This window comes from Ruixingdingia sedimenti, from assembly GCF_031432425.1.
Classification (GTDB): Bacteria; Pseudomonadota; Alphaproteobacteria; order Rhodobacterales; family Rhodobacteraceae; genus Ruixingdingia; species Ruixingdingia sedimenti.
Window position 1 is genome coordinate 21,254 of record NZ_JAVKPH010000013.1, and the last position, 21,070, is coordinate 42,323.

The window sequence follows — 21,070 nt, forward strand, 5'->3', positions numbered from 1 at the left end:
GACCGGTTCCCGTGCCCTCGAAACGGGACATACCGCCCCGCCCCGTCGCCTATTCTGGCCCTGCCAACAGCAACGCGGGGCATCCATGTACGAGGTACGTTTCTATTCCGTCGCGCACGGGCGGCTTGCCGCGGAAATCGCGCGGGTCCATGACGTGGCGATCGCGGGGGCGCCTGCGGAACCGGGCGGGCCGCCCGCCTGTGCGGAATCGCTCTGGGACCGCTACCGCATCCCCCGCCCTCTGGGGGCCTGGACGGTGGCGGCGGGGCAGGGGGCGCCGGGGTTCCTGTCGATCATCCGGTGGGACAGCCTGACCCACCGCGACAGCGCCTATCCGCGGTTCTGGAACGACCCCTACTGGCTGGCCCTGCGCGCCAAGGGGGCGGACGGCAGCCCGCTGGTGGACAGTATCGAGGACTGGATCCTGCGCCCCTCCGCCGCCTGGGGGCCGCTGGTCGAGCCGCCCTCCGCCACCCCCATCGGCGGGGTGCACGAGATGCGGGTGCAGCATGTCCCCGCCGGCACGCAGGCCGAGGCCGCCGCGGCGCTGGCCACCGTCGACCTGCCGCTGGCCCGCCGGCTCGGCGCGCGCGTCCTCGGCGTGTTCGAGATGGTGTTCGGCCCGAACTCCCCCTGTTTCGTCACCTTCCTCGCCTGGCCGGATTTCGACACCCAGCAACGCGCCGCCGCCCGGCTGGACGTGGAGCCCCGCGTGATCCAGCAGCGCGACCGCGAGATGGCCCGCCATCACCGCCGCGTCTTCGGCCGGATGGACCAGTACATCCTTGCCCCGGTCCCCGGATGGGGCCTGCCCACCGCCAGTTTCGGAGGCCTGGAATGACCGCGCCCGTGCAGATGGCCCCCGAGGTCCATATCGACGACTATTACGAACTGCGGCTCTACGAGATGGTGCCGGGCCGTACCCCCGACCTCCACCACCGGATGAGCGTGGAGGTCCCGCCGCTGTTCGCCCGCCACGGCATTCCCCGGCCGCTGGCCTATTGGGACGGCTTCGCCGGGCCGATCAACCCGCTTTACGCCTATCTGCTGCGCTGGCAGAACCTCGATGCGCGCATGGCCGCGTGGAACGCCTTCTACGCCGACCCGGAATGGATCGAGATCCGCGACGGGTCCAACGCCGGCAGGCAGATGGTGGACACGACCCATATCTTCATCCTGCGCCCCTCGCCCGCGTGGGAGCCCTGGCGCACCCCCGCCGCCGCCGGGCCGGTGGGCGGCATCCACGAATTGCGCCTGCATCAGGTGCTCAACGACGATCCCGCCCGCGCCCATGCCGCGCTGGCCGAAATCGACCTGCCCTTCCTGACCGCGCGGGGGGCGGTGGTTCTGGGCGTGTTCGCGGGCTGGTACGGCACGCGCCTGCCGCAGGCGGTGACGCTGCTGGCCTGGCCCGACATGGACACCCGCCAGCGTGCGATGGATGCCTATGACACCGACCCCGGCATCCTCGCCGCCCGCGCCCGCGAACGCGACGACAACCGCCGCCCCATCTTCCTGCGCTGCGACACCCACCTGATGCGCCCGGCACCTTATGGCACCGCGCAGGCCGGGCTGGCGCCGTTGCCGGATTGACGGGGGGTGTGGGCCCGGGTGGGCCCGGGGGCTGAACGCTGCGGTGGCTGGATGGTGACCCCGGGAGGATTCGAACCTCCGACCTGCCGCTTAGGAGGCGGCCGCTCTATCCCCTGAGCTACGGGGCCGTCGCGGGTACTAATGCGCGCAAACCCGGGGGGATGCAACAGCCGAGGGGGCTTGGCCCGCGGGGGGATCGGCGGCTAACATGGGGCGCCGCCGCAGGTTGGACCCGCATGACCGAACCGCCCCCCCCGCCCCCGCGCCGCCGTCCGCTGACGCTGCGCGACGTGTCCGAAGCCTCCGGCGTCAGCGAGATGACGGTCAGCCGCGTGCTGCGCAACCGGGGCGACGTGTCGGAACCCACGCGGCGGCGGGTGATGGATGCCGCGCGGCGGTTGGGCTATGTGCCCAACCGCATCGCCGGGGCGCTGGCCAGCCAGCGGGTGAACCTTGTGGGGGTCATCATCCCCTCGCTGTCGAACATGGTCTTTCCCGAGGTGCTGGCGGGTATTTCCGAGGTGCTGGAGGAAACCGGGCTGCAACCCGTCGTCGGCGTCACCCGCTATGCCGCCGCGCGGGAAGAGACGGTGATCTACGAGATGCTGTCCTGGCGGCCCTCGGGCATCATCCTCGCGGGGGTCGAACACAGCGCGGCGACGCGGGCGATGCTGCGGCAGGCGGGTGTACCGGTGGTCGAGATCATGGATACCGACGGGGTGCCGGTCGACAGCATGGTGGGCATTTCCCATCGCCGCGCGGGTCTGGCGATGGCAGAGGCGATCGTGGCCGCTGGCTATCGCCGGATCGGGTTTCTCGGCACGCTGATGCCCGAGGACCACCGCGCCCGCAAGCGGATGGAGGGGCTGGAGGAAGGGCTGGCCGCCGCCGGGCTGACGCTTGCCGACCGGGAATATTACGCGGGCGGGTCGGCGCTGGCGAAGGGGCGCGAGATGACGGCGGCCATTCTGGGGCGCACGCCGGATCTGGATTTCCTCTATTATTCCAACGATATGATCGGGGCGGGCGGGTTGCTGTGGTGTCTGGAGCAGGGGTTCGACGTGCCCGAACGGCTCGGCCTTGCGGGGTTCAACAATATCGAGCTGCTGGACGGTCTGCCCCGGCGGCTGGCGACGATGGACGCCTGCCGGCGCGAGATCGGGCGGCGGGCGGCCGGGATCGTGCTGGCGCGGCAGGCGGGCGTGGTGGTGGAACTGACGCCGACCTTGCAGCCGGGGGATACGGTGCGGCGGCGGTAGGTGGCTAATCCCCTCCGTCCGGCTGGCGAAGGCGCGCGCCTCCGCCACCGCGATGCAGGTGGAGTTGCCCCGGCCGGGTTGCCTGACATCTCCGTCCCTGACGGCACCGCCGCGCGAACGGGCGGGGGAAACGCAGTGCGTTTCCTTTTCCCGCCCGGCCCGAACCGTGGTATCAGCGACAGGCTCCCCCAATTTTCCCGCCACAGCATGATCCCGGTCAAATCCTTCCCCGCGCTTGCAGGTTAGGGGGGCATTCGCCGGACCGGGGGGGCCATGACGCCGACCGCCTTCGCCACTGCCGTGGCCGTGCTGCTGCTTGCGCCGGGGCCCACGAATACGCCGATGGGGCTTGCCGGGCGGCAGGGCGGACGGTGCAGCGTGCGGTTTCCGTCTCGCTGGTGGTCGGCCTGATGACCGTCTGAGGATCAGCCCTTGCGGCCGATCCGCGGCTCTGTCCCCGCCAGCAGGCGGGCGATATTGGCGCGGTGCCGCTCGACGATCAGCGCCGCCAGCACCACCGCCAGCGCCACCAGATCGGCCCGCCCCAGAACCACGGCCCAGACCGGCGCGGCCACCGCAGCCACCAGCGCCGAGAGCGAGGAATAGCGCGCCGCCACCGCCACCAGCAGCCATGTGCCGCAGGCCGCCAGGCCCACCGGAAACGCCAGTGCCAGCAGGGTGCCGAGGAAGGTCGCCACCCCCTTGCCGCCCTTGAAGCGCAGCCAGACCGGGAAGAGATGCCCCAGAAACGCAGCACCACCGGCGACCTGCGCCGCATCCTCGGCCAGCAGGGCGCGCGCCGCCAGCACCGCCGCCGCGCCCTTGCCCGCATCCAGCACCAGCGTCAGCGCCGCCGCCGCCTTGTTCCCGGTGCGCAAAACGTTCGTCGCGCCGATGTTGCCCGACCCGATCTGCCGCAGGTCGCCAAGGCCGAAAACCCGCGCCATGACGATGCCGAAGGGCACCGCGCCCAGAAGATAGGCCAGCACCGCGCAGGCGATCAGCGCCGCGGGGGAGGTGACGATCTCAGGCATCCGCGCCCTCCGCCGTGAAAACCCGGGCTCCGGCGACCCATGTGCCGATCACCCGGCCTTCCATCCGCGCGCCATCGAAGGGGGTGTTCTTCGATTTCGACCGCAGCGCGAAACGGTCCAGCACGAAGGGCGCGTCGGGGTCGAACAGCACCAGATCGGCCGGCGCCCCCGCCGACAGCCGCCCCCCCGGCAGCCCGAACCGCCGCGCAGGGTTCAGCGCCATGGCCCGGAACAGCCCCGGCAGGTCGAGCGCCCCGGCATGGTAAAGCCGCAGCGCCGCGGGCAGCAGCGTTTCCAGCGCCACGGCGCCCGCCGCCGCCTCTTCGAACGGCAGGCGTTTGGATTCCTCGTCCTGCGGGGTGTGCATGGAGCAGAGGATGTCGATCAGCCCGGAGGCCAGCGCCTCGACCATCGCGAGCCGGTCGTCTTCGGACCGCAGCGGCGGGCGCAGCTTGAAGAAGGTGCGATAGTCGCCCACGTCGAATTCGTTCAGCGTGACATGGTGGACGGAAATCCCCGCCGTCACGTCGAGTCCGTTGCGTTTCGCCCGTTCCAGCGCGGGCAGGGTGCGGGCGGTGGTGATCTGGTCGGCGTGGTAGCGCGCGCCCGTCATCTCGACCAGCGCCATGTCGCGGTCGAAGCCCATGCGTTCGGCCATGGGCGACACGCCCGGCAGGCCGCGCAGGGACGCGAACTTGCCGCTGGTCGCCGCCGCGCCCGCCGACAGGCCGGGATCCTGCGGATGGCCGATCACCAGCGCGCCAAGACTGCGGGCATAGGACAGGCAGCGCGACAGCACCTTGGTATCTGTCACCACATGGTCGCAATCGGTGAAGGCCACCGCGCCCGCATCCAGCAGAAAGCCGATTTCCGTCATCTCGCGCCCCTGCCGGCCCTTGGTCAGGGCGGCCATGTGGCGGATGTTGACGGGGCTTGCCGCCTGCGCGCGGCGGGTGACGAATTCCAGCGTTTCGGGGCTGTCGATGGCGGGCAGCGTGTCGGGGCGGGTGACGATGGTGGTGACGCCCCCGGCGGCGGCCGCCAGCCCGGCGGAGCGGAAGGATTCGCGGTGCCGCTCGCCCGGTTCGCCCACCTTGACGCCGATGTCGACGATGCCGGGCGCAAGGCAGCGCCCGCCGCAGTCGATGACCTGCGCCCCTTCCGGCGCCGCCCCGTCGCGCGCACCGATGCGGCCCCCGGCCACGGTCAGCGTGCCGGGCGCGTCGGTGCCGGTTTCCGGGCAGATCAGCCGCGCATTGGTGAAATGAAGCGTCATGCCGCCCCCCTCTGGATGTCGCGCATCAGGCCGATCACCCGGCGCCCGTCGTGAATGCCCTCGAACCCGATGCGGGTGGTGGTCTCGGTGCCCTTGGCGCCGCGCTTCGCCTCGGTGGCGAACAGCACGGTCTGGGGGGCGCTGCCGATCAGATCCAGCACCGAATCGGGGCGGATGTCCCAGAACCGCAGCGCCCGGCCCCGGAATGGCGTGTTGGAGGCGATGAAGGCCCGCCGGTTCGACAGCGAATAGAAACTGTGCCGCCGCCGCCACCACGACCCGACCGGACGGGCGGCCATCAGGCCGATGCCGGCGGAAAAATGGATCAGCCCGAACATCCAGAACACCGCGAAACCGGAAAAGAACAGCCCGAAAAGGCCCGCGACGGCATCGGCCCGGTGCAGGCGGAACCGCCCGTCCGGGCGGCCCTGCCACAGGATCACCTCGCCCTCTTCCAGAATGCCTTCCCAGCCGGTGGCGGTGCCCATCGCTAGCCCCCGATCAGCACGAAAGCCACCGTCAGCCCGGCCAGAACCGCCAGAACGGCGGTTGCCACCATGCCCGACATGGCGGCGTCCGACCGGCGCTTGCGGGGCGGGCGGGGGGGATCATCCGGCTCAGGCATGGGCCTCGCCCACCGCCGCGCGCCCGCGTTCGGCCCGCAGGTTGCGCGCCAGCAGGTCCATGCAGGCCATGCGCACCGCCACGCCCATTTCCACCTGTTCCTGGATGACGGAACGGTTGATGTCGTCGGCGATGGTGCCGTCGATTTCCACGCCCCGGTTCATCGGCCCGGGGTGCATCACGATGGCGTCGGGTTTCGCCACCGCGAGCTTTTCTGCATCCAGCCCGTAGCGGTGGAAATATTCGCGTTCGGACGGGATGAAGCCGCCGTCCATCCGCTCGCGCTGCAACCGCAGCATCATGACCACATCCGCACCGTCGAGGCCCCGGCGCATGTCGTCGTAGATCTCGCAGCCGAAATCGGCCACGCCCGCGGGCATCAGCGTCGGCGGGCCGATCAGGCGGATGCGGTTTTCCATCTTGCCCAGAAGGATCAGGTTCGACCGCGCCACCCGGCTGTGCGCGATGTCGCCGCAGATCGCCACCGTCAGCCGCTGGATCCGGCCCTTGGCGCGGCGGATGGTCAGCGCGTCCAGCAGCGCCTGGGTGGGATGTTCGTGCCGCCCGTCGCCCGCGTTCAGCACCGCGCAGTTGACCTTGGAGGCCAGCAGGTTCACCGCCCCCGAACTGGGATGGCGCACCACCAGCAGGTCGGGGTGCATCGCGTTCAGCGTCAGCGCGGTGTCGATCAGGGTCTCGCCCTTCTTCACGCTCGACTGCGCCACGGCCATGTTCATCACATCGGCGCCGAGCCGCTTGCCCGCCAGTTCGAAACTCGCCTGCGTGCGGGTGGAGTTCTCGAAGAACATGTTGATCTGGGTCATCCCAGCCAGCGCATCTGTACGTTTGACCGTGCGGCGGTTGAGGTCGACATAGCTGTCGGCCAGGTCGAGGATGGTGCGGATTTCCGCGGGCGAAAGCTGTTCTATCCCGAGAAGATGGCGCGCGCGGAAGGACATGGCCTGCTCCGGTCTGGTGATGCGGCGGTTATAGAAAGCGGCAGGCGGGGCGACAAGCGGGTTTACCGGACGGGCGGGCGCGATGCCTTTCTGCCCGCCGTTGGCCGGGTGGAAAGCTGCGCGCGCCGCGCGGGAGTATTTATGGAAAGGTGAAGCTATAGGGTGCGCCCCTCATCACTTTCTGTCCCCAAATATCCCCGCCGGAGGCCGCCATCCGCGCCGCCGGGCCATCCGCCGGGCGGCAGGCGCGCCCCCGGTCCGCTGCGGGCTTTACCCGCGCGCCTGCGGGGCCTAGCTTGCGGGCATGAGCCAGATGTTCGACTCGCAGCTGTTGGCGGCCCTGCTGGAATGGCAGGCGGAACTCGGCGCCGACGAGGCGATCGGGGATGCGCCGGTGGACCGCTATGCGCTGGCCGCGGCGGCGCCGAAACCGGCGGCGTCCGCCCCGGCCCCCGCGCCTGCGGCGCCTGCCGCCGACCCGGTGGTCGATTCGCGCCGGCTTGCCGCGGGGGCGCCCGATCTGGCGGCGCTGGCAGAGGCGCAGGCGGGATACGAGCATTGCGAGCTGAAACGCGGCGCGCGCAATTTCGTCTTTGCCGATGGCCGGGCGGGCGCGCGGGTGATGGTCCTGGGCGAGGCGCCGGGGCGGGACGAGGATCTGCAGGGCAAGCCCTTCGTCGGCCGCGCCGGGCAGTTGCTGGACCTGATGTTCGCCGCCATCGGCCTGTCGCGCGCCTCGCCGGACATGGAGCGCGCGCTCTATATCTCCAACATCATGCCCTGGCGGCCGCCCGGCAACCGCGAGCCAGAGGCGGCGGAAATGGCGATGATGATGCCCTTCGTCGAACGCCATGTGGCGCTGGCCGACCCCGAGGTGCTGGTGCTGATGGGCAATACGCCCTGCGCCGCCGTCCTGGGCAAGCGCGGCATCACCCGGCTCAGGGGCCAGTGGACGCAGGCGTTCGGCAAGCCGGTCCTGCCGATGCTCCACCCGGCCTATCTGCTGCGCAACCCGGCGGCCAAGCGGCAGGCCTGGGCCGACCTTCTGACCCTTCAGACAAGGCTGCGCGAGACATGAGCCGCATCGACGAGACACTCGACTTCATCCCCGTCCGCATCGCGGTGCTGACGGTTTCCGACACGCGGACCCCCGCCGACGACCGTTCCGGCGATACGCTGGTGGACCGGCTGACGGGTGCGGGCCATGTGCTGGCCGCCCGCGCCATCGTGGCTGACGACCGCCCGGCCATCGCCGCGCAGCTGCGGGCCTGGTGCGCCGACCCGGGGGTGGATGTGATCCTGTCCACCGGCGGCACGGGGCTGACGGGCCGCGACGTGACGGTCGAGGCGCATCGCGACGTCTATGAAAAGGAGATCGAGGCCTTCGCCACCGTCTTCACCATGGTCTCGATGCAGAAGATCGGCACCTCGGCGGTGCAAAGCCGGGCGACCGGCGGCGTGGCGCAGGGCACCTACCTTTTTGCCCTGCCGGGCAGCCCCGGCGCCTGCCGCGACGCCTGGGACGAGATCCTGCGCTGGCAGCTCGACTACCGCCACCGGCCCTGCAATTTCGTCGAGATCATGCCGCGGCTGGAGGAACACCGGCAGCGCAAGTAGCGCGGCGGTCAGAGCGCCGGGCAGCCGCGGATTTCCACCGCCCGGCCCTGGCCGATCACGGTGATGGTCAGCCGCGACCGGTCGAGGAAGAACGGCAGCCCGTCGGGGGCGACCATCTCGGAGGTCGCGACCAGCCGCCCGCCCTCGCGCCGGGTCGCGGCCTCGGACACCCAGATGTCGGGGTCGCCCGGTTCCAGCACCGCGGTTTCCGCCCGGCCCGGCAGGCGAGGCATGTCGATCACGGCGGTGACGCGCAACCCGTCGGCCATCGGTTCTATCCGGCAGCCGAGCGCCTGCACCCCCGCCTGCCGCGGGCTTTCGGGCGCGGCGTCCAGCGCGGCGCGAATCGCTGGATCCGCCGTGCCGCCGCGCACCGGCAGGTCGGCGGCGACCGAAACCGTGGCGGGCACGCAGACCGTGTTGCAGACCCCCAGATCGACATTGGCCGTCAGCCGCACCGGCGCGCCCGGATCCCGGGGCAGCACCTCGACCGGCAGCACCAGCTGGCGGCTGTAGCCGATGGTCTGCATGCCGTTGAGCCGGAACACCTCGGGCCGGGGCCAGTGCACCTCGACCCCGCGCAGGTTTTCCGACCCCTGCCAGTCGAATACCGGCGGCACCCCGGCATCGCCCGGCGCGCGCCAGTAGGTCTTCCACCCCGGGGCAAGGTCGATGCGCAGGGCGGCCATGTGGCGCCCCTCGGCGGTGCGCCAGCCGGGCAGCATCTCGGCGGCCATGATGTCGGACAGGCTCTGCGCCCCGGCCGCGGCGGGCAGGATGCCGATGGCGGCGGCGGCCAGATAGGGCAGAAGGCGAGGGGTCCAGTGCTGCATGCCGCGACAATAAGCGCCCGCCCCGGCTTGGAAAGTCACAAAACGGCGAAGTCAAAATTCCGGGATCGGAGTGTGACATGCGCTTGCGCCGCCCGCCCGCGGGGGACAGGGTGGGCTATTGGCCTGCGCGGGGAGGGATTCGATCATGGATTTGAACGGCAAGCTCCTGATCGCGATGCCCGCCATGGGCGACCCGAGGTTCGAGCGCGCCGTGGTGTTCATGTGCAGCCATTCGCCCGAGGGTGCGATGGGGCTGATCGTGAACAAGCCGCGCCCGGACATCAAGTTCCAGGCCCTTCTGGCGCAGGTCGGCATCCGCCACAGTACCGGCGGGCGCGGCGTGGGCGTGCATTACGGCGGCCCGGTGGAACCGGGACGGGGCTTCGTGCTGCACAGCGACGACTACAGCACCGGCAAGACCACGATGCAGGTGGCCGGGGGCTATGGCATGACCGCGACGGTCGAGGTGCTGGAGGCGCTGGCGCGCGGTGCGGGCCCGGCACGGGCGCTGATGGCGCTCGGCTATGCGGGGTGGGGCCCGGGGCAGGTGGAAGCGGAAATCCTGCGCAACGACTGGCTGACCGCGGATGCGCCGCAGGATCTGGTGTTCTCTGCCGATGACGGCGGCAAGTGGGGTGCGGCGCTGCGGTTGCTGCGGATCGACCCGCTGACGCTGTCGGCGGCGGCGGGGCGGGCCTGAGCGGGGCGGCATCGCCTGCGGAGAGGGCGGCGCCGGGGGCTTCGCGCCCCGCGCCGGCTGGTTGCTCGAACCAGTGGCGCTATCTGCCGGCGCCCCCGCGGGATATTTATGGACAGAAAGTGAAGAGGGAACGCCTCCCGCCCGGCGGCAGCGCGGGTTTCGGGCGCAGGAGCCTCCGGCGGGGATATTTATGGACAGAAAATGAATACGGTCGCGCTTCGCCCGGCCCCGTTCATTTTCTGTCCATAAATATCCCGGGGGTCCGGGGGCTGGCCCCCGGCGCTGTCCCGGACGCATCACTGCGGCAGGGTATCGCCCATGGGCCGGGGGGCGGCGGCGCGGCGCAGGCGGTCGTTGATCGCGCGGCCGAGGCCGGTTTCGGGGATGGGCGCAAAGGCGATGCGGCCGCCCGGGCCGGCGCGGCGGTCGGCCTCGCGCAGCAGGTGGAAAAGGGCGGCGGCGGCCTCTGTCAGGTCGCCGGCGGGCGAGAGGTTGAGGTCCGCCGCGCCGGGGCCGAAGCCGATGTAGGTCTCGCCCGGTTCCGCCGCCGCCGCGTTCAGCCGGACGGCGGCGGCGGGGGCGTAGTGGGATCCCAGTTGCCCGGGGGCAGAGGGGCGCGCGGGGTCGGCCTGTTGGTGCAGGGGGCGGCGCAGCAGCGCCTCGACGGCCTCCGCCGGCACGCCGCCGGGGCGCAGCAGCGCCGGGCCCTCGGGGCCCAGCCCGAGGATGGTCGATTCCACCCCCACCGCGCAGGGGCCGCCGTCGATCACCGCGGCGATACGGCCCGCGAGCCCCGCCAGCACGTGATCCGCCCGCGTCGGGCTGACCCGGCCCGAAGGGTTGGCCGAGGGCGCGGCGAGCGGCCCGCCGAAGGCGCGCAGCAGCGCCTGGGCCACCGGATGCGCCGGCACCCGCACCGCCACGGTATCGAGCCCCGCCGTCACCAGATCCGACAGCCCCGCGCCGGGCGCCAGCGGCAGCACCAGCGTCAGCGGCCCGGGCCAGAAGGCGGCGGCCAGCCGTTCGGCCTCTGCCCCCATCCGCGCGATGGCGCGGGCGGCGGCCAGATCGGGCACATGGGCGATCAGGGGGTTGAACCGGGGCCGCGCCTTGGCGGCAAAGATCGCCGCCACCGCCCGGTCCGACCGCGCGTCGCCGCCGAGGCCATAGACCGTTTCGGTCGGAAAGGCGACGAGCGCGCCGTCGCGCAGCAGGGCGGCGGCGCGGGCGATCCCGGCGGTATCGGGGGAAAGGGTCAGGGTATCGGGCATGCTTGACGCAGGGGGATGATTGTGATCGTAACGGCACGACCTTGACCCTGCTGATACCGGCGCGCCCCGCGAATGCCAAGCCGTGCCGGCGGAGAAAGCCCATGACCCCGACCGCCCGCAGCCCGGCGCATGCCCCCGCGGCCCGATGGATGGGACAGTGATGCAGATCCGCTTTCCCTTCGCCGCGCCGCCCGCCCCCGGCACCATGACCGAGATCGCCGAGGGCGTGCTGTGGGGCCGCGTGCCTTTGCCGATCCGGCTCGACCATGTGAACGTCTATGCGCTGGACGATGGCGACGGCTGGACCGTGGTGGACACCGGGTTCGACGACACGCTCGGCCAGCAGGCATGGGCGGCGTTCGAGGCCGGGCCTCTGCGCGGCCGCCCGGTGCGCCGCGTGGTGGCCACGCATCACCATGTCGACCATATCGGCCGCGCCGGCTGGTTCCAGGCGCGGGGGGCGGAACTCGTCGCCACCCGCACCGCATGGCTTTACGCGCGGATGCTGTGGCTCGACCGGGCAGAGGTGCATCCGGCAGAGGCGGTGGCCTTCTGGCGCGGGGCGGGGATGGCGGGGGCGGCGCTGGACCGGCGGGTGGCCGATCGCCCCTTCAACAGCGCCGATGTCGCCGCACCCCTGCCGCTCGGCTATACCCGCATCGTGGACGGGCAGGTGCTGCGCATGGGCGGGCGGGACTGGCTGGTGCGCACGGGCGACGGCCATGCCCCCGAACATGCGACGTTCTGGAGCCTGTCGGACGGCCTGATCATCGGGGGCGATCAGCTGCTGCCCGGGATTTCGGCCAATATCGGCGTCTATCCGGCCGAACCGGATGCCGATCCCCTGGGGGAATGGCTGGCCGCCTGCCGCCGGTTCCAGCCGCTGGCGGAGCCTCATCACCTCGTCCTGCCGGGCCACAAGCTGCCCTTCACCGGGCTGACGCTGCGGCTGCGGCAGATGATCGACAACCATCTGCATGCGCTCGACCGGCTCGAATCGCATCTGGCCGCCCCGCGGCGGGCGGTGGAATGTTTCACCCCCATCTTCGGGCGCGAGATCGAGGGCGGGGCCTATGGCCTCGCGCTGGCAGAGGCGGTGGCGCATCTCAACCATCTGTGGCGGGCAGGCCGGGCGGTGCGGTGGCGCGACGGGGATGGCGCATGGCTGTGGCGGGCGCAGACCGGCGACGTGACGGCGTGACAAGGCCGCCGCAATGGGCTAACAGGCAGGAAACACCGGACAGGAGCGTGGCAATGGCCGAATATCAGCATGGCAGCATGGACATCCGCGAACAGGAAAAGACCTTTTCGGGTTTCCTCAAGCTGGGCAAGATCGGCTTCGGCCTTGCGATTCTTGCAATCGTGATCGCGGCGCTGGCGAACGCCTGACCTGCCGATGCGTTCCGCCATCCTGGCCGCGCTGACCGCGCTTGCGCTTGCAGGCTGCGGCGCGCCGAGTGTCTGGGCCCCCGACGAGGCGGTGAGCCAGGCGCATTATCGTCACGACGGCCCGCCCGAAATCACGCTGTTCACGGTGATCAACAACCGGTCCGGCGAAGGCGCGCATTCGGCGCTGATGATCAACGGATCGGAACGGATCATGTTCGATCCCGCGGGCAGCTGGTATCACGGCTGGTCGCCGGAACGGAACGACGTGCATTACGGCATCACGCCGCTGATCGAGAAACGCTATATCGACTATCACACCCGCGTCACCTATCGCACGGTGATCCAGCGCATCCGCGTGTCGCCCGAGGTGGCCGACCGCGCCATCGCGCTGGCAGAGGGGGCGGGCCCGGTGCCCAAGGCGATGTGCGCCAATTCGACCTCGGCGATCCTGCGGCAACTGCCGGGCTTCGAATCGATCCCGCAGAGCTATTTCCCCAAGAAGGTGTCCGAGGCTTTCGGCGCGCTGCCCGGTGCCACGTTCGAGATCGTCTATGACGACGACGACGACGACAACAGCGCCCTGCTGGCGGCCCAGAACAGCGAGGCGGCGAACTGAGGCCGCCGATCCGCGCTAGCCGGTGATGTAGAGCACCGAATACAGCATCGCCGCCCCGGCCACGATCGACCAGATGACGCTGCGGGTGTACATCGCCACCGCGATCGTGGCGACGGTGGCCAGCAGCCGCGCGGGGTCGGGCTGGCCGCCCGTCGCCTGCGGCCAGACCACCAGCGGCGCGATCAGCCCCGGCAGCACGCCCACCGCGGTATAGCGCAGCAGCCGCAGCACCGTCGGCGGCAGGTTGCGGTTGCCGATCATGCCCAGGAACGAATAGCGCAGCAAGAAGGTGCCGATCGCCACCGCGGCGATGATGAACCAGAGCTTGGTCTGGTCGATGCTGGCCGCAGCGGTCATTGTGCGCGTCTCCGTTCCAGCCACTGTTCCGTCTGTGCGCCGGCGAACATCGCCAGCCCCGCCGCGATCAGAAGGCCGATGTTGTAGGGCACCCCCGACAGCACCAGCGCGCCCGCCACCGACACCAGCGCCGCCACCACATGGGGTAGCGTCTGCAACATCGGCCCGATCAGCGCCAGAAAGGTGATCGGCAGCGCGAAATCCAGCGCCATCCAGGGCGGGATCGCCTCGCCCATAGTGGCGCCGATCCAGGTGACGACGACCCAGGGCACGCAGGCGTTGGTGGACACGCCGAAGTAATAGGCCAGCCGCGTGCGTATCGTCAGATCCGGGTAGCGGGCGTAAAGCGTGGTGCACATCGCAAAGCTCTGGTCCACCAGCGTGTAGGCGACGATGCCGCGCATCCACCAGGGCGTGCGGCCCAGCCAGGGCGTCAGCGCCGCCGAATACATCGCCAGCCGCATGTTCACCGCCAGCGCCGTCGCGATCACCACCAGGGTGGGCGCCTGTTCGCTGACCAGCTGCACCACCGTGAACTGCGCCGCGCCGGCCAGCACCAGCGCGCTGAGCGACATGGTTTCCAGCAGGTTGAGGCCTGCGTCGCTGGATACGATGCCGAACAGCATGCCGAACGGTGCGATCACCATCAGCAGGGGCGCGCTTTCGCGCACGCCGCGCCAATAGGCGGCGGACGTTGAAAGGGGCTTGGACATGGGGCCTCCGCGGTGGCTTTCGCCTTAGCGGTAGGCAATGTTAGACTGAGTTGCAATCACATGCGGATGGGACGTGGCAAGGATGCATCACGCGCCGGTGGACGGGCTGTCCTGGCGGATAGAACACGGCTTTGCCCCCGGGGCGGCGGATCAGGCGGCGCGGCTCTACTGGCAGGCGTTCGGGGCCAAGCTGGGGGTTCTTCTGGGGCCGGAACCGCGGGCGCTGCGGTTCCTGACCCGGACGATCCGGGCGGACCATGCCTTTGCCGCGGTGGGGCCGGATGGCACGGTGCTGGGGGTCGCGGGGTATTGCAGCAACCGCGGCAGTCTTGTGCGCATCAGCCATGACACCCTGCGCGCGGCCTATGGCCCGGTGGGCGCGCTGTGGCGGGCGGCGCTGATCTGGGCGCTGACGCGCGAGGTGGAAAACCGCCGCTTCCTGCTGGACGGGATCTGCGTGGCCGAACCCTGCCGGGGCCGGGGCATGGGCCGGGCGCTGCTGCACGCGATCTGCGCCGAGGCGCGGGCGCGCGGCTATGCCGAGGTCCGGCTGGACGTGGTGGAACACAACCGCCGCGCCATCGCGCTATACGAACGCGAGGGGTTCGTGGCGGTGCGGCGCAGCCGGTTGGGGCTGTTGCGGTACGTGTTCGGGTTCCGCGCCTCGATCACCATGGTGCGGCCCGTCTGAGCGGCCCGTCCGAGCCGCCCGGGGGTCAGTCGAACACCCCCGTCACCCGGCCGAACAGCATGAAGGCGCGCGCGGTGCGGGTGTCGGCCAGATCGGCGATTTCCTGATCGGTCGCCGCACGTTCGAAGGTCTGGAAACAGCGGTCGAACTGGCGCAGGAAATGGTGCGCCGCATCGCGGAAGATGGTGTCGGACCGCATCCGCCCGGCGGTCAGCGCCAGGCTCGAACGGTCGCGGATACCGCCGAGCGCGGCGATCCCCCGCCCGCGTTCGCCCTGCGCGAACCGCCGCCAGATTTCCGGCCGGGCGCGGTCGGGGCGCAGGTCGTCCATGTAGATGCCATCCTGCGCCAGCAGGGTCAGCACATCCTGCGCCGCGCGGATGAGGCGCGACACCTCGCGGTCCTCCAGCGCCATGCGCAGGGCGCGGAAGCCGTCCTTGTCGTCGGGCGAATCGGGGAAGTTCAGCGCGCGCACGAAATCCTCGGTCGCGAGTTCCCCCTGCGGGTCCGCCGCAGGCGTGCCAAGGGCCAGCGCGGGCTGGTCGTCGCCCGGCGCGGCGGGCGCGGGCAAGGGCGCCACCACCCGGGGGGCCGCATCGCGGCGCGAGGTGAAGGTGGCCACCGCGGTTTCGGTCTGCTTCGCCGTCGCCGCGATCTCGTCCAGTTTCTTTTCCACCGAGGGGCGCAGCCCCGCCGCCGCGGCCTGCTGGCCCTGCACATAGGCGTGGCGCATCGCCTCGACCGCGACCTGAAGGCGCGCGGCCTCTTCGCGCAGGGTGCGGATGGTGCGGGCGGTGACGGCGGCGACCCAGATCAGCGCGACGGGCAGAAAGGCCATGAACAGGGTCAGCATCAGGCCATAGGGCTGGCCTTCATCCGTCCGGTTTCCGGCAAGGGCGAACCACGCGATGACCGCGACCAGCCACAGGACGCTCAGCACCCCCGCCACGACCTCGGTCGCGGTGATGCGCCCGCCGGTCCTGCGGCGGTCGATCAGGCCGAAATCGAGGGGCCGGTCCTGGTTCTGCTCTGGCATCGCCGCGGGCTCCTGAGGGGCGGCATTCATTCGTAGCGGACCGCCAGCACCTCGTAACTGCGGTCGCCGCCGGGGGTTTTCACCTCTACGCTATCGCCTTCGTCCTTGCCGATCAGCGCGCGGGCCAGCGGCGAGCGGATGTTGAGCAACCCGCGCTCGATATCCGCCTCGGCCTCGCCGACGATCTGGTAGGTGCATTCCTCTTCGGTGTCCTCGTCCACCAGCGTGACGGTGGCGCCGAACTTGATCGCGCCGGACAGCCGCGAGGGGTCGATCACCTCGGCCCGGCCGATGAGCGATTCGAGTTCCTTGATCCGGCCCTCGATGAAGCTCTGTTTTTCACGCGCGGCGTGGTATTCGGCGTTTTCCGAAAGGTCGCCGTGTTCGCGCGCCTCGGCGATCGCGCGGATCACCGCCGGGCGTTCCACGGATTTGAGCTGTTTCAGCTCTTCGTCAAGCGCGGCGAAACCCGCGCGGGTCATCGGGATCTTTTCCATTGCCGCCTTCCGCAAATGCCAGCGCCGGGCCCCCGGAAAGGGACACGGCGCTGGGGCACGAACGGCCCTACCTGACCCCAGACCCCGGTGGATTGCAAGTGCCTAGAGGTTTTCCCTGCCGATCCTTGCTGCAAAGCGGCATTTTGCGCGCCTGATGATTGACCGGGCCTTGCGCTATACGATACCGATGCCGGACCGGTAACAGCGGAATTGCGCGCGGCGGGCGCGGATGGCCAGAGAGGGGGCACCATGAGCGACGGTATCGAACGCGAGTCGATGGAATACGACGTTGTGATCGTGGGTGCCGGGCCGGCGGGGCTTTCGGCGGCGATCCGTCTCAAGCAGCTGGATGCCGACCTGTCGGTGGTGGTGCTGGAAAAGGGGTCCGAGGTCGGCGCGCATATCCTGTCGGGCGCGGTGCTGGATCCCTGCGGGCTGGACGCGCTGATCCCCGACTGGAAGGACCGCGGCGCGCCGCTGAACGTGCCGGTGAAAGAGGACAACTTCTACATCCTCGGGTCCGCCGGGCAGATGCGGGTGCCGAACTGGCCGATGCCGCCCCTGATGAACAACCACGGCAACTACATCGTCTCGATGGCGAATGTCTGCCGCTGGATGGCCGGCCAGGCCGAGGAACTGGGGGTCGAGATCTTCCCCGGCATGTCCTGTTCGCAACTCGTCTACGGCGACAAGGGCGAGGTCGCGGGCGTGATCGCGGGCGAATTCGGCCGCGATGGCGAAACGGGCGAGCCGGGGCCGAACTACGAACCCGGGATGGAACTGCGCGGCAAATACGTGCTGCTGGCCGAGGGCGTGCGCGGCAGCCTGTCGAAAGAGGTGATGGCGAAGTTCGACCTGTCCAAGGGCCATTGCCCGCAGAAGTTCGGCCTCGGCATGAAGGAAATCTGGGAAATCGACCCGGCCAAGCACAAGCTGGGCACCGTGACCCACACGATGGGCTGGCCTCTGGGGGCCAACGCCGGGGGCGGGTCGTTCATCTATCATCTGGAAAACAACCAGGTGTTCGTGGGCTTCGTCGTCCACCTGAACTACGAGAACCCCCACCTTTACCCCTATATGGAATTCCAGCGGTTCAAGCATCACCCGATGGTGGCCGAACTGCTGAAGGGCGGCAAGCGCGTGGCCTATGGCGCGCGGGCGATTTCCGAGGGCGGCTGGCAGTCGATCCCCAAGGTGGTGTTCCCGGGCGGGGCGTTGCTGGGCTGTTCGGCGGGTCTGGTCAACGTGCCGCGCATCAAGGGCAACCACAACGCCATGCTGTCGGGCAAGGCCGCGGCAGAGGCGGCCTATGCGGCGATCAAGGCGGGCCGGTCGGGCGACGAACTGCCCGATTATGAGGCCGACCTGCGCGACGGTCCGGTGGGGCGCGACCTGCGGCGCGTGCGCAACGTGAAGCCGATGTGGTCGAAATGGGGGCTGGTGCCCTCGCTCGCGCTCGGCGGGTTCGACATGTGGACGAACAACCTGCTCGGGATCTCGCTGTTCGGGACGCTGAAACACGGCAAGACCGATGCGGCGGCGACCGGCAAGGCCAAGGACTTCAAGAAGATCGACTATCCGAGGCCCGATGGCGTGCTGTCCTTCGACCGGCTGACCAACGTCGCCTTCAGCTTTACCAACCACGAGGAAAGCCAGCCCTGCCACCTGAAGCTGAAGGATCCCACGATCCCGATCCGGGTGAACCTGCCCGAATACGACGAACCGGCGCAACGCTATTGCCCCGCCGGCGTCTACGAGGTGGTGGGCGAGGGGGCGGATGCGCGCTTCGTCATCAACTTCCAGAACTGCGTGCACTGCAAGACCTGCGACATCAAGGATCCGCCGCAGAACATCAACTGGACGACGCCGCAGGGCGGCGACGGGCCGAACTACCCCAACATGTGATCGGTCGTCCCGGCGCGCCCCGCATTGCCATGGGGGGCGCCGGGCACTAGCTTGGGGCCAAAGCCACGGACCGGAGAGCCCACGTGACCGTCAGATCCCGCTTTCGCCCCGCGCTGGCCCTTGCCGCGCTGGCCGCCGCCTTGGCCGTGGGGCTGCCGGATCCGGGGCGGGCGGATGTGGCCGGGCCCTACCTTGCCGCGCGCACCGCGGCCCGCGCATCGGATTTCCGCGAGGCGGCGGGCTATTTCACCAAGGCGCTGGTCGAGGATCCGTCGAACACCATGCTGATGGAAGGGGCGGTGATTTCCTTCGTCGGCGCGGGCAATGTGGAATCGGCGATCCCCATCGCGCGGCGGCTGTCCGGCATGCCGGGGGCCGAACCGTCGCAGCCGGCGCAACTGGTGATGCTGGCGTCGCAGATCAAGCGCGGCGCGCATGACGAACTGCTGGCCGATCTGGCCGCCGGGCGGCGCACCAGCCCGCTGATCGACGGCCTGACCGCCGCCTGGGCCGAACTGGGCCGCGGCCGCATGTCCGAGGCGGTGGAGGCGTTCCGCTCGCTCACCGACGAGGGCGGAATGCAGATCTTCGGCGACTATCATCTGGCGCTGGCGCTGGCCTCGGTCGGGGATTTCGAGGGGGCGGAGGCGCTGTTTTCCGCCGACAACGCGATCTACCGCAACACCCGGCGCGGCGCCTTCGCCCATGCGCAGATCCTCAGCCAGCTGGAACGCCCGCAGGATGCGCTGGCCGCGCTGGACGAGGCGTTCCAGATCGACGCCGACCCCGATCTGGCGGCGCTGCGGCTCAAGCTGCAAGCGGGCGAGCCGGTGCCGTTCGACATCGTGCGCAACGCCACCGACGGGCAGGCAGAGGTGTTCCTGACCCTCGCCGCCGCGTTGCAGGGCGAGGCGAACAGCCAGCTGGTGCTGATGTATTCGCGCATCGCCGAATATCTGCGCCCCGACCTGGCGGATGCGGTGCTGACCTCGGGCGGGTTGCTGGAGGTGCTTGGCCAGCAGGATCTGGCGATCGAGAACTATGGCCGTATCGCGCCGGGATCGCCCGGCTATCTGGCCGCGCAGATGGGCCGCGCGCAGGCGCTGTTTTCCAGCGACCGGCGGGACGAGGCGATCGCGACCATGACCGCGCTGTCGGACAGCCATTCCGGGATGATGACGGTGCATATCGGCCTGGGCGACATGTTGCAGGCGCAGGAACGCTGGCTGGACGCCGCGGCGGCCTATGGCCGCGCCATCGACCTGATCCCCGAAACGAACGAGGGGCTGTGGCTGATCCATTTCAACCGCGCGATCTGTTACGAACGCGCCAAGCAGTGGGACAAGGCCGAACCCGATTTCCGCAAGGCGCTGGAACTGCGGCCCGACCAGCCCTCGGTGCTGAACTATCTGGGCTATTCCTATCTGGAAATGAACCGCAACCTCGACGAGGCGCTCGGCATGATCCAGCGCGCCGTGGCGGCGGAACCCGAGGCGGGCCATATCGTGGATTCGCTGGCCTGGGGCTATTACCTGATCGGGCGCTATGACGAGGCGCTGGAGCCGATGGAGCGCGCGTCGCAGATGATGCCGGTGGATCCGGTGGTGACGGACCACATGGGCGATGTCTACTGGGCCGTGGGCCGCAAGCGCGAGGCGCGGTTCCAGTGGTATCGCGCGCTGTCCTTCGCGCCCGAGGAAAAGGACGCCGCCCGCATCCGCCGCAAGCTGGAAGTGGGGCTGGACCGCGTTCTGGCCGAAGAGGGTGCGAAACCGCTGGCCGAACGCGGGAAATGACCGATCCGGGGCTGGCGCGGGCCAAGGTGAACCTGGCGCTGCATGTGACGGGGCGGCGGGCGGACGGCTATCACCTGCTGGACAGTCTGGTGGCCTTCGCCGATCTGGGCGACCGGGTGACGGCGGAACCGGCCGATGCGCTGGAATTGCGGGTGACGGGGCCGATGGCGGCGGGCGTGCCGGGGGGCGAGGACAATCTGGTCCTGCGCGCGGCCCGGGCCTTCGGGCCCGCCCCGGGGGCGCGGATCACGCTGGAAAAGCACCTGCCCCCCGCATCGGGCATCGGCGGCGGTTCGGCCGATGCGGCGGCGGCGCTGCGGGTGCTGGCGGCGCTGTGGGGACGGGATCTGCCGGACGCGGCGGCGGTGCTGCGGCTTGGCGCCGATGTGCCGGTCTGCCTGCGGGGCGAAACCCTGCGGATGACGGGGGTGGGCGAGGTGCTGGCCCCGGCCCCGCCGCTGCCCCCGGTCTGGGCGGTGCTGGCCAACCCCGGCGTCGCGGTGCCGACGCCTGCGGTGTTCGCCGCGCTGGACCGCCGCGACAACCCGCCGATGCCCGCCGATCTGCCCCGCTGGCGCGATGCGGGCGCGCTGGCGGCATGGCTGCACGGCACGCGCAACGATCTGGAACCCCCGGCCCGGGCGCTGCATCCCGTCATCGGGCAGGTGCTGACGGCGCTGGCGGCGCAGCCCGGGTGCCTGCTGGCGCGGATGTCGGGTTCGGGGGCGACCGTGTTCGGGCTGTTCCCCGACGCGGCTGCGGCTGCGCGCGCGGCGGCGCAACTGGCGCGGCCGCAACCCGGCTGGTGGGTGCGCGCGGCGCGGTTGGGCGGCTGATCGCGCCGCGGCATGCCGGCAGGAAAAAGGGCGGGCCTTTGCGGGCCCGCCCTTTCCCTCTGATCATC

General features: G+C 70.4%; 24 protein-coding genes and 1 tRNA gene. 13 read left to right on the forward strand and 12 right to left on the reverse strand.

Annotated features, from left to right (window positions below):
• Positions 1-85 precede the first annotated feature (85 nt).
• Both RGD00_RS12180 and RGD00_RS12185 read left to right on the forward strand, forming a co-directional pair.
• The gene (locus RGD00_RS12180; RefSeq protein ID WP_310457607.1) at positions 86-841 is read left to right on the forward strand and encodes an NIPSNAP family protein; all 756 of its coding nucleotides are present in this window, start codon (positions 86-88) and stop codon (positions 839-841) included.
• Complete coding sequence (locus RGD00_RS12185; RefSeq protein ID WP_310457608.1) at positions 838-1,593, forward strand: NIPSNAP family protein; 756 nt, start codon at positions 838-840, stop codon at positions 1,591-1,593. Before RGD00_RS12180 ends, RGD00_RS12185 begins: the two co-directional genes overlap by 4 nt.
• 52 nt (positions 1,594-1,645) lie before the next feature.
• On the opposite strand, the gene RGD00_RS12190 is transcribed toward RGD00_RS12185, so the two are convergent.
• Positions 1,646-1,721, reverse strand: a tRNA-Arg gene (locus RGD00_RS12190).
• Between the two features lie 108 nt (positions 1,722-1,829).
• Here RGD00_RS12190 and RGD00_RS12195 point away from each other — a divergent pair.
• Positions 1,830-2,852 carry a LacI family DNA-binding transcriptional regulator gene (locus RGD00_RS12195; RefSeq protein ID WP_310457609.1) on the forward strand — a complete coding sequence of 341 codons (1,023 nt, stop codon included), beginning with the start codon at positions 1,830-1,832 and terminating at the stop codon, positions 2,850-2,852.
• A 425-nt stretch (positions 2,853-3,277) separates the two neighbouring features.
• On the opposite strand, the gene plsY is transcribed toward RGD00_RS12195, so the two are convergent.
• Genes plsY through RGD00_RS12220 form a run of 5 tightly spaced genes read right to left on the reverse strand, consistent with a single transcriptional unit; the run spans position 3,278 to position 6,745 of the window.
• The gene (plsY, locus tag RGD00_RS12200) at positions 3,278-3,886 is read right to left on the reverse strand and encodes a glycerol-3-phosphate 1-O-acyltransferase PlsY (RefSeq protein WP_310457610.1); all 609 of its coding nucleotides are present in this window, start codon (positions 3,884-3,886) and stop codon (positions 3,278-3,280) included.
• Positions 3,879-5,162, reverse strand: coding sequence for a dihydroorotase (gene pyrC / locus RGD00_RS12205; RefSeq protein WP_310457611.1), 1,284 nt, complete (start codon positions 5,160-5,162; stop codon positions 3,879-3,881). Before pyrC ends, plsY begins: the two co-directional genes overlap by 8 nt.
• Complete coding sequence (locus RGD00_RS12210; protein ID WP_310457612.1) at positions 5,159-5,650, reverse strand: aspartate carbamoyltransferase catalytic subunit; 492 nt, start codon at positions 5,648-5,650, stop codon at positions 5,159-5,161. Before RGD00_RS12210 ends, pyrC begins: the two co-directional genes overlap by 4 nt.
• 2 nt (positions 5,651-5,652) lie before the next feature.
• On the reverse strand, positions 5,653-5,787 hold the full coding sequence (locus tag RGD00_RS12215; RefSeq protein WP_310457613.1) for a hypothetical protein: 135 nt from the start codon (positions 5,785-5,787) through the stop codon (positions 5,653-5,655).
• Positions 5,780-6,745, reverse strand: a complete 966-nt coding sequence (locus tag RGD00_RS12220) for an aspartate carbamoyltransferase catalytic subunit (protein WP_310457614.1) — start codon at positions 6,743-6,745, stop codon at positions 5,780-5,782. Before RGD00_RS12220 ends, RGD00_RS12215 begins: the two co-directional genes overlap by 8 nt.
• A gap of 304 nt (positions 6,746-7,049) precedes the next feature.
• On the opposite strand from RGD00_RS12220, the gene RGD00_RS12225 reads away from it, so the two are divergent.
• Both RGD00_RS12225 and moaB read left to right on the forward strand, forming a co-directional pair.
• Positions 7,050-7,823, forward strand: a complete 774-nt coding sequence (locus tag RGD00_RS12225; RefSeq protein ID WP_310457615.1) for a uracil-DNA glycosylase — start codon at positions 7,050-7,052, stop codon at positions 7,821-7,823.
• A complete protein-coding gene (moaB, locus tag RGD00_RS12230; protein WP_310457616.1) occupies positions 7,820-8,362 on the forward strand; it encodes a molybdenum cofactor biosynthesis protein B in 543 nt (180 codons plus the stop codon). Before RGD00_RS12225 ends, moaB begins: the two co-directional genes overlap by 4 nt.
• Before the next feature lie 8 nt (positions 8,363-8,370).
• Here the strand turns inward: moaB and RGD00_RS12235 are convergent, their stop codons facing one another.
• Positions 8,371-9,195, reverse strand: coding sequence for a protein-disulfide reductase DsbD domain-containing protein (locus tag RGD00_RS12235; RefSeq protein ID WP_425603412.1), 825 nt, complete (start codon positions 9,193-9,195; stop codon positions 8,371-8,373).
• Positions 9,196-9,340: 145 nt separating this feature from the next.
• Between RGD00_RS12235 and RGD00_RS12240 the strand changes: the two genes are divergently transcribed.
• Entirely contained in the window at positions 9,341-9,895 is a 555-nt protein-coding gene (locus tag RGD00_RS12240) for a YqgE/AlgH family protein (RefSeq protein WP_310457617.1), read from the forward strand.
• A 296-nt stretch (positions 9,896-10,191) separates the two neighbouring features.
• Here RGD00_RS12240 and RGD00_RS12245 read toward each other — a convergent pair whose 3' ends face one another.
• Positions 10,192-11,166, reverse strand: coding sequence for an L-threonylcarbamoyladenylate synthase (locus RGD00_RS12245; protein ID WP_310457618.1), 975 nt, complete (start codon positions 11,164-11,166; stop codon positions 10,192-10,194).
• Between the two features lie 160 nt (positions 11,167-11,326).
• Here RGD00_RS12245 and RGD00_RS12250 point away from each other — a divergent pair, with 160 nt between their 5' ends.
• The 3 genes from RGD00_RS12250 to RGD00_RS12260 are packed head-to-tail and all read left to right on the forward strand — an operon-like array spanning position 11,327 to position 13,171.
• Positions 11,327-12,367, forward strand: coding sequence for an MBL fold metallo-hydrolase (locus tag RGD00_RS12250; protein WP_310457619.1), 1,041 nt, complete (start codon positions 11,327-11,329; stop codon positions 12,365-12,367).
• Between the two features lie 53 nt (positions 12,368-12,420).
• Positions 12,421-12,555 (forward strand): aa3-type cytochrome c oxidase subunit IV, encoded by a 135-nt coding sequence (locus RGD00_RS12255; RefSeq protein ID WP_310457620.1) that lies wholly within the window; start codon positions 12,421-12,423, stop codon positions 12,553-12,555.
• A 7-nt stretch (positions 12,556-12,562) separates the two neighbouring features.
• Positions 12,563-13,171 carry a hypothetical protein gene (locus RGD00_RS12260; protein ID WP_310457621.1) on the forward strand — a complete coding sequence of 203 codons (609 nt, stop codon included), beginning with the start codon at positions 12,563-12,565 and terminating at the stop codon, positions 13,169-13,171.
• 15 nt (positions 13,172-13,186) lie between these two features.
• Here the strand turns inward: RGD00_RS12260 and RGD00_RS12265 are convergent, their stop codons facing one another.
• Positions 13,187-13,528 (reverse strand): AzlD domain-containing protein, encoded by a 342-nt coding sequence (locus RGD00_RS12265; protein ID WP_310457622.1) that lies wholly within the window; start codon positions 13,526-13,528, stop codon positions 13,187-13,189.
• Complete coding sequence (locus tag RGD00_RS12270) at positions 13,525-14,241, reverse strand: AzlC family ABC transporter permease (protein WP_310457623.1); 717 nt, start codon at positions 14,239-14,241, stop codon at positions 13,525-13,527. Before RGD00_RS12270 ends, RGD00_RS12265 begins: the two co-directional genes overlap by 4 nt.
• 82 nt (positions 14,242-14,323) lie before the next feature.
• On the opposite strand from RGD00_RS12270, the gene RGD00_RS12275 reads away from it, so the two are divergent.
• Positions 14,324-14,932, forward strand: coding sequence for a GNAT family N-acetyltransferase (locus RGD00_RS12275; protein ID WP_425603414.1), 609 nt, complete (start codon positions 14,324-14,326; stop codon positions 14,930-14,932).
• 25 nt (positions 14,933-14,957) lie between these two features.
• On the opposite strand, the gene RGD00_RS12280 is transcribed toward RGD00_RS12275, so the two are convergent.
• Positions 14,958-15,968: a hypothetical protein gene (locus RGD00_RS12280; RefSeq protein ID WP_310457625.1), complete on the reverse strand. Its 1,011-nt coding sequence runs from the start codon at positions 15,966-15,968 to the stop codon at positions 14,958-14,960.
• A 26-nt stretch (positions 15,969-15,994) separates the two neighbouring features.
• The gene (gene greA / locus RGD00_RS12285; RefSeq protein WP_310457626.1) at positions 15,995-16,465 is read right to left on the reverse strand and encodes a transcription elongation factor GreA; all 471 of its coding nucleotides are present in this window, start codon (positions 16,463-16,465) and stop codon (positions 15,995-15,997) included.
• Between the two features lie 249 nt (positions 16,466-16,714).
• On the opposite strand from greA, the gene RGD00_RS12290 reads away from it, so the two are divergent.
• The 3 genes from RGD00_RS12290 to RGD00_RS12300 all read left to right on the forward strand — a co-directional run bounded on the left by RGD00_RS12290 (position 16,715) and on the right by RGD00_RS12300 (position 21,002).
• On the forward strand, positions 16,715-18,370 hold the full coding sequence (locus RGD00_RS12290) for an electron transfer flavoprotein-ubiquinone oxidoreductase (RefSeq protein WP_310457627.1): 1,656 nt from the start codon (positions 16,715-16,717) through the stop codon (positions 18,368-18,370).
• Between the two features lie 83 nt (positions 18,371-18,453).
• A complete protein-coding gene (locus RGD00_RS12295; RefSeq protein ID WP_310457628.1) occupies positions 18,454-20,166 on the forward strand; it encodes a tetratricopeptide repeat protein in 1,713 nt (570 codons plus the stop codon).
• Positions 20,163-21,002 (forward strand): 4-(cytidine 5'-diphospho)-2-C-methyl-D-erythritol kinase, encoded by an 840-nt coding sequence (locus RGD00_RS12300; protein ID WP_310457629.1) that lies wholly within the window; start codon positions 20,163-20,165, stop codon positions 21,000-21,002. Before RGD00_RS12295 ends, RGD00_RS12300 begins: the two co-directional genes overlap by 4 nt.
• Positions 21,003-21,070 lie beyond the last annotated feature (68 nt).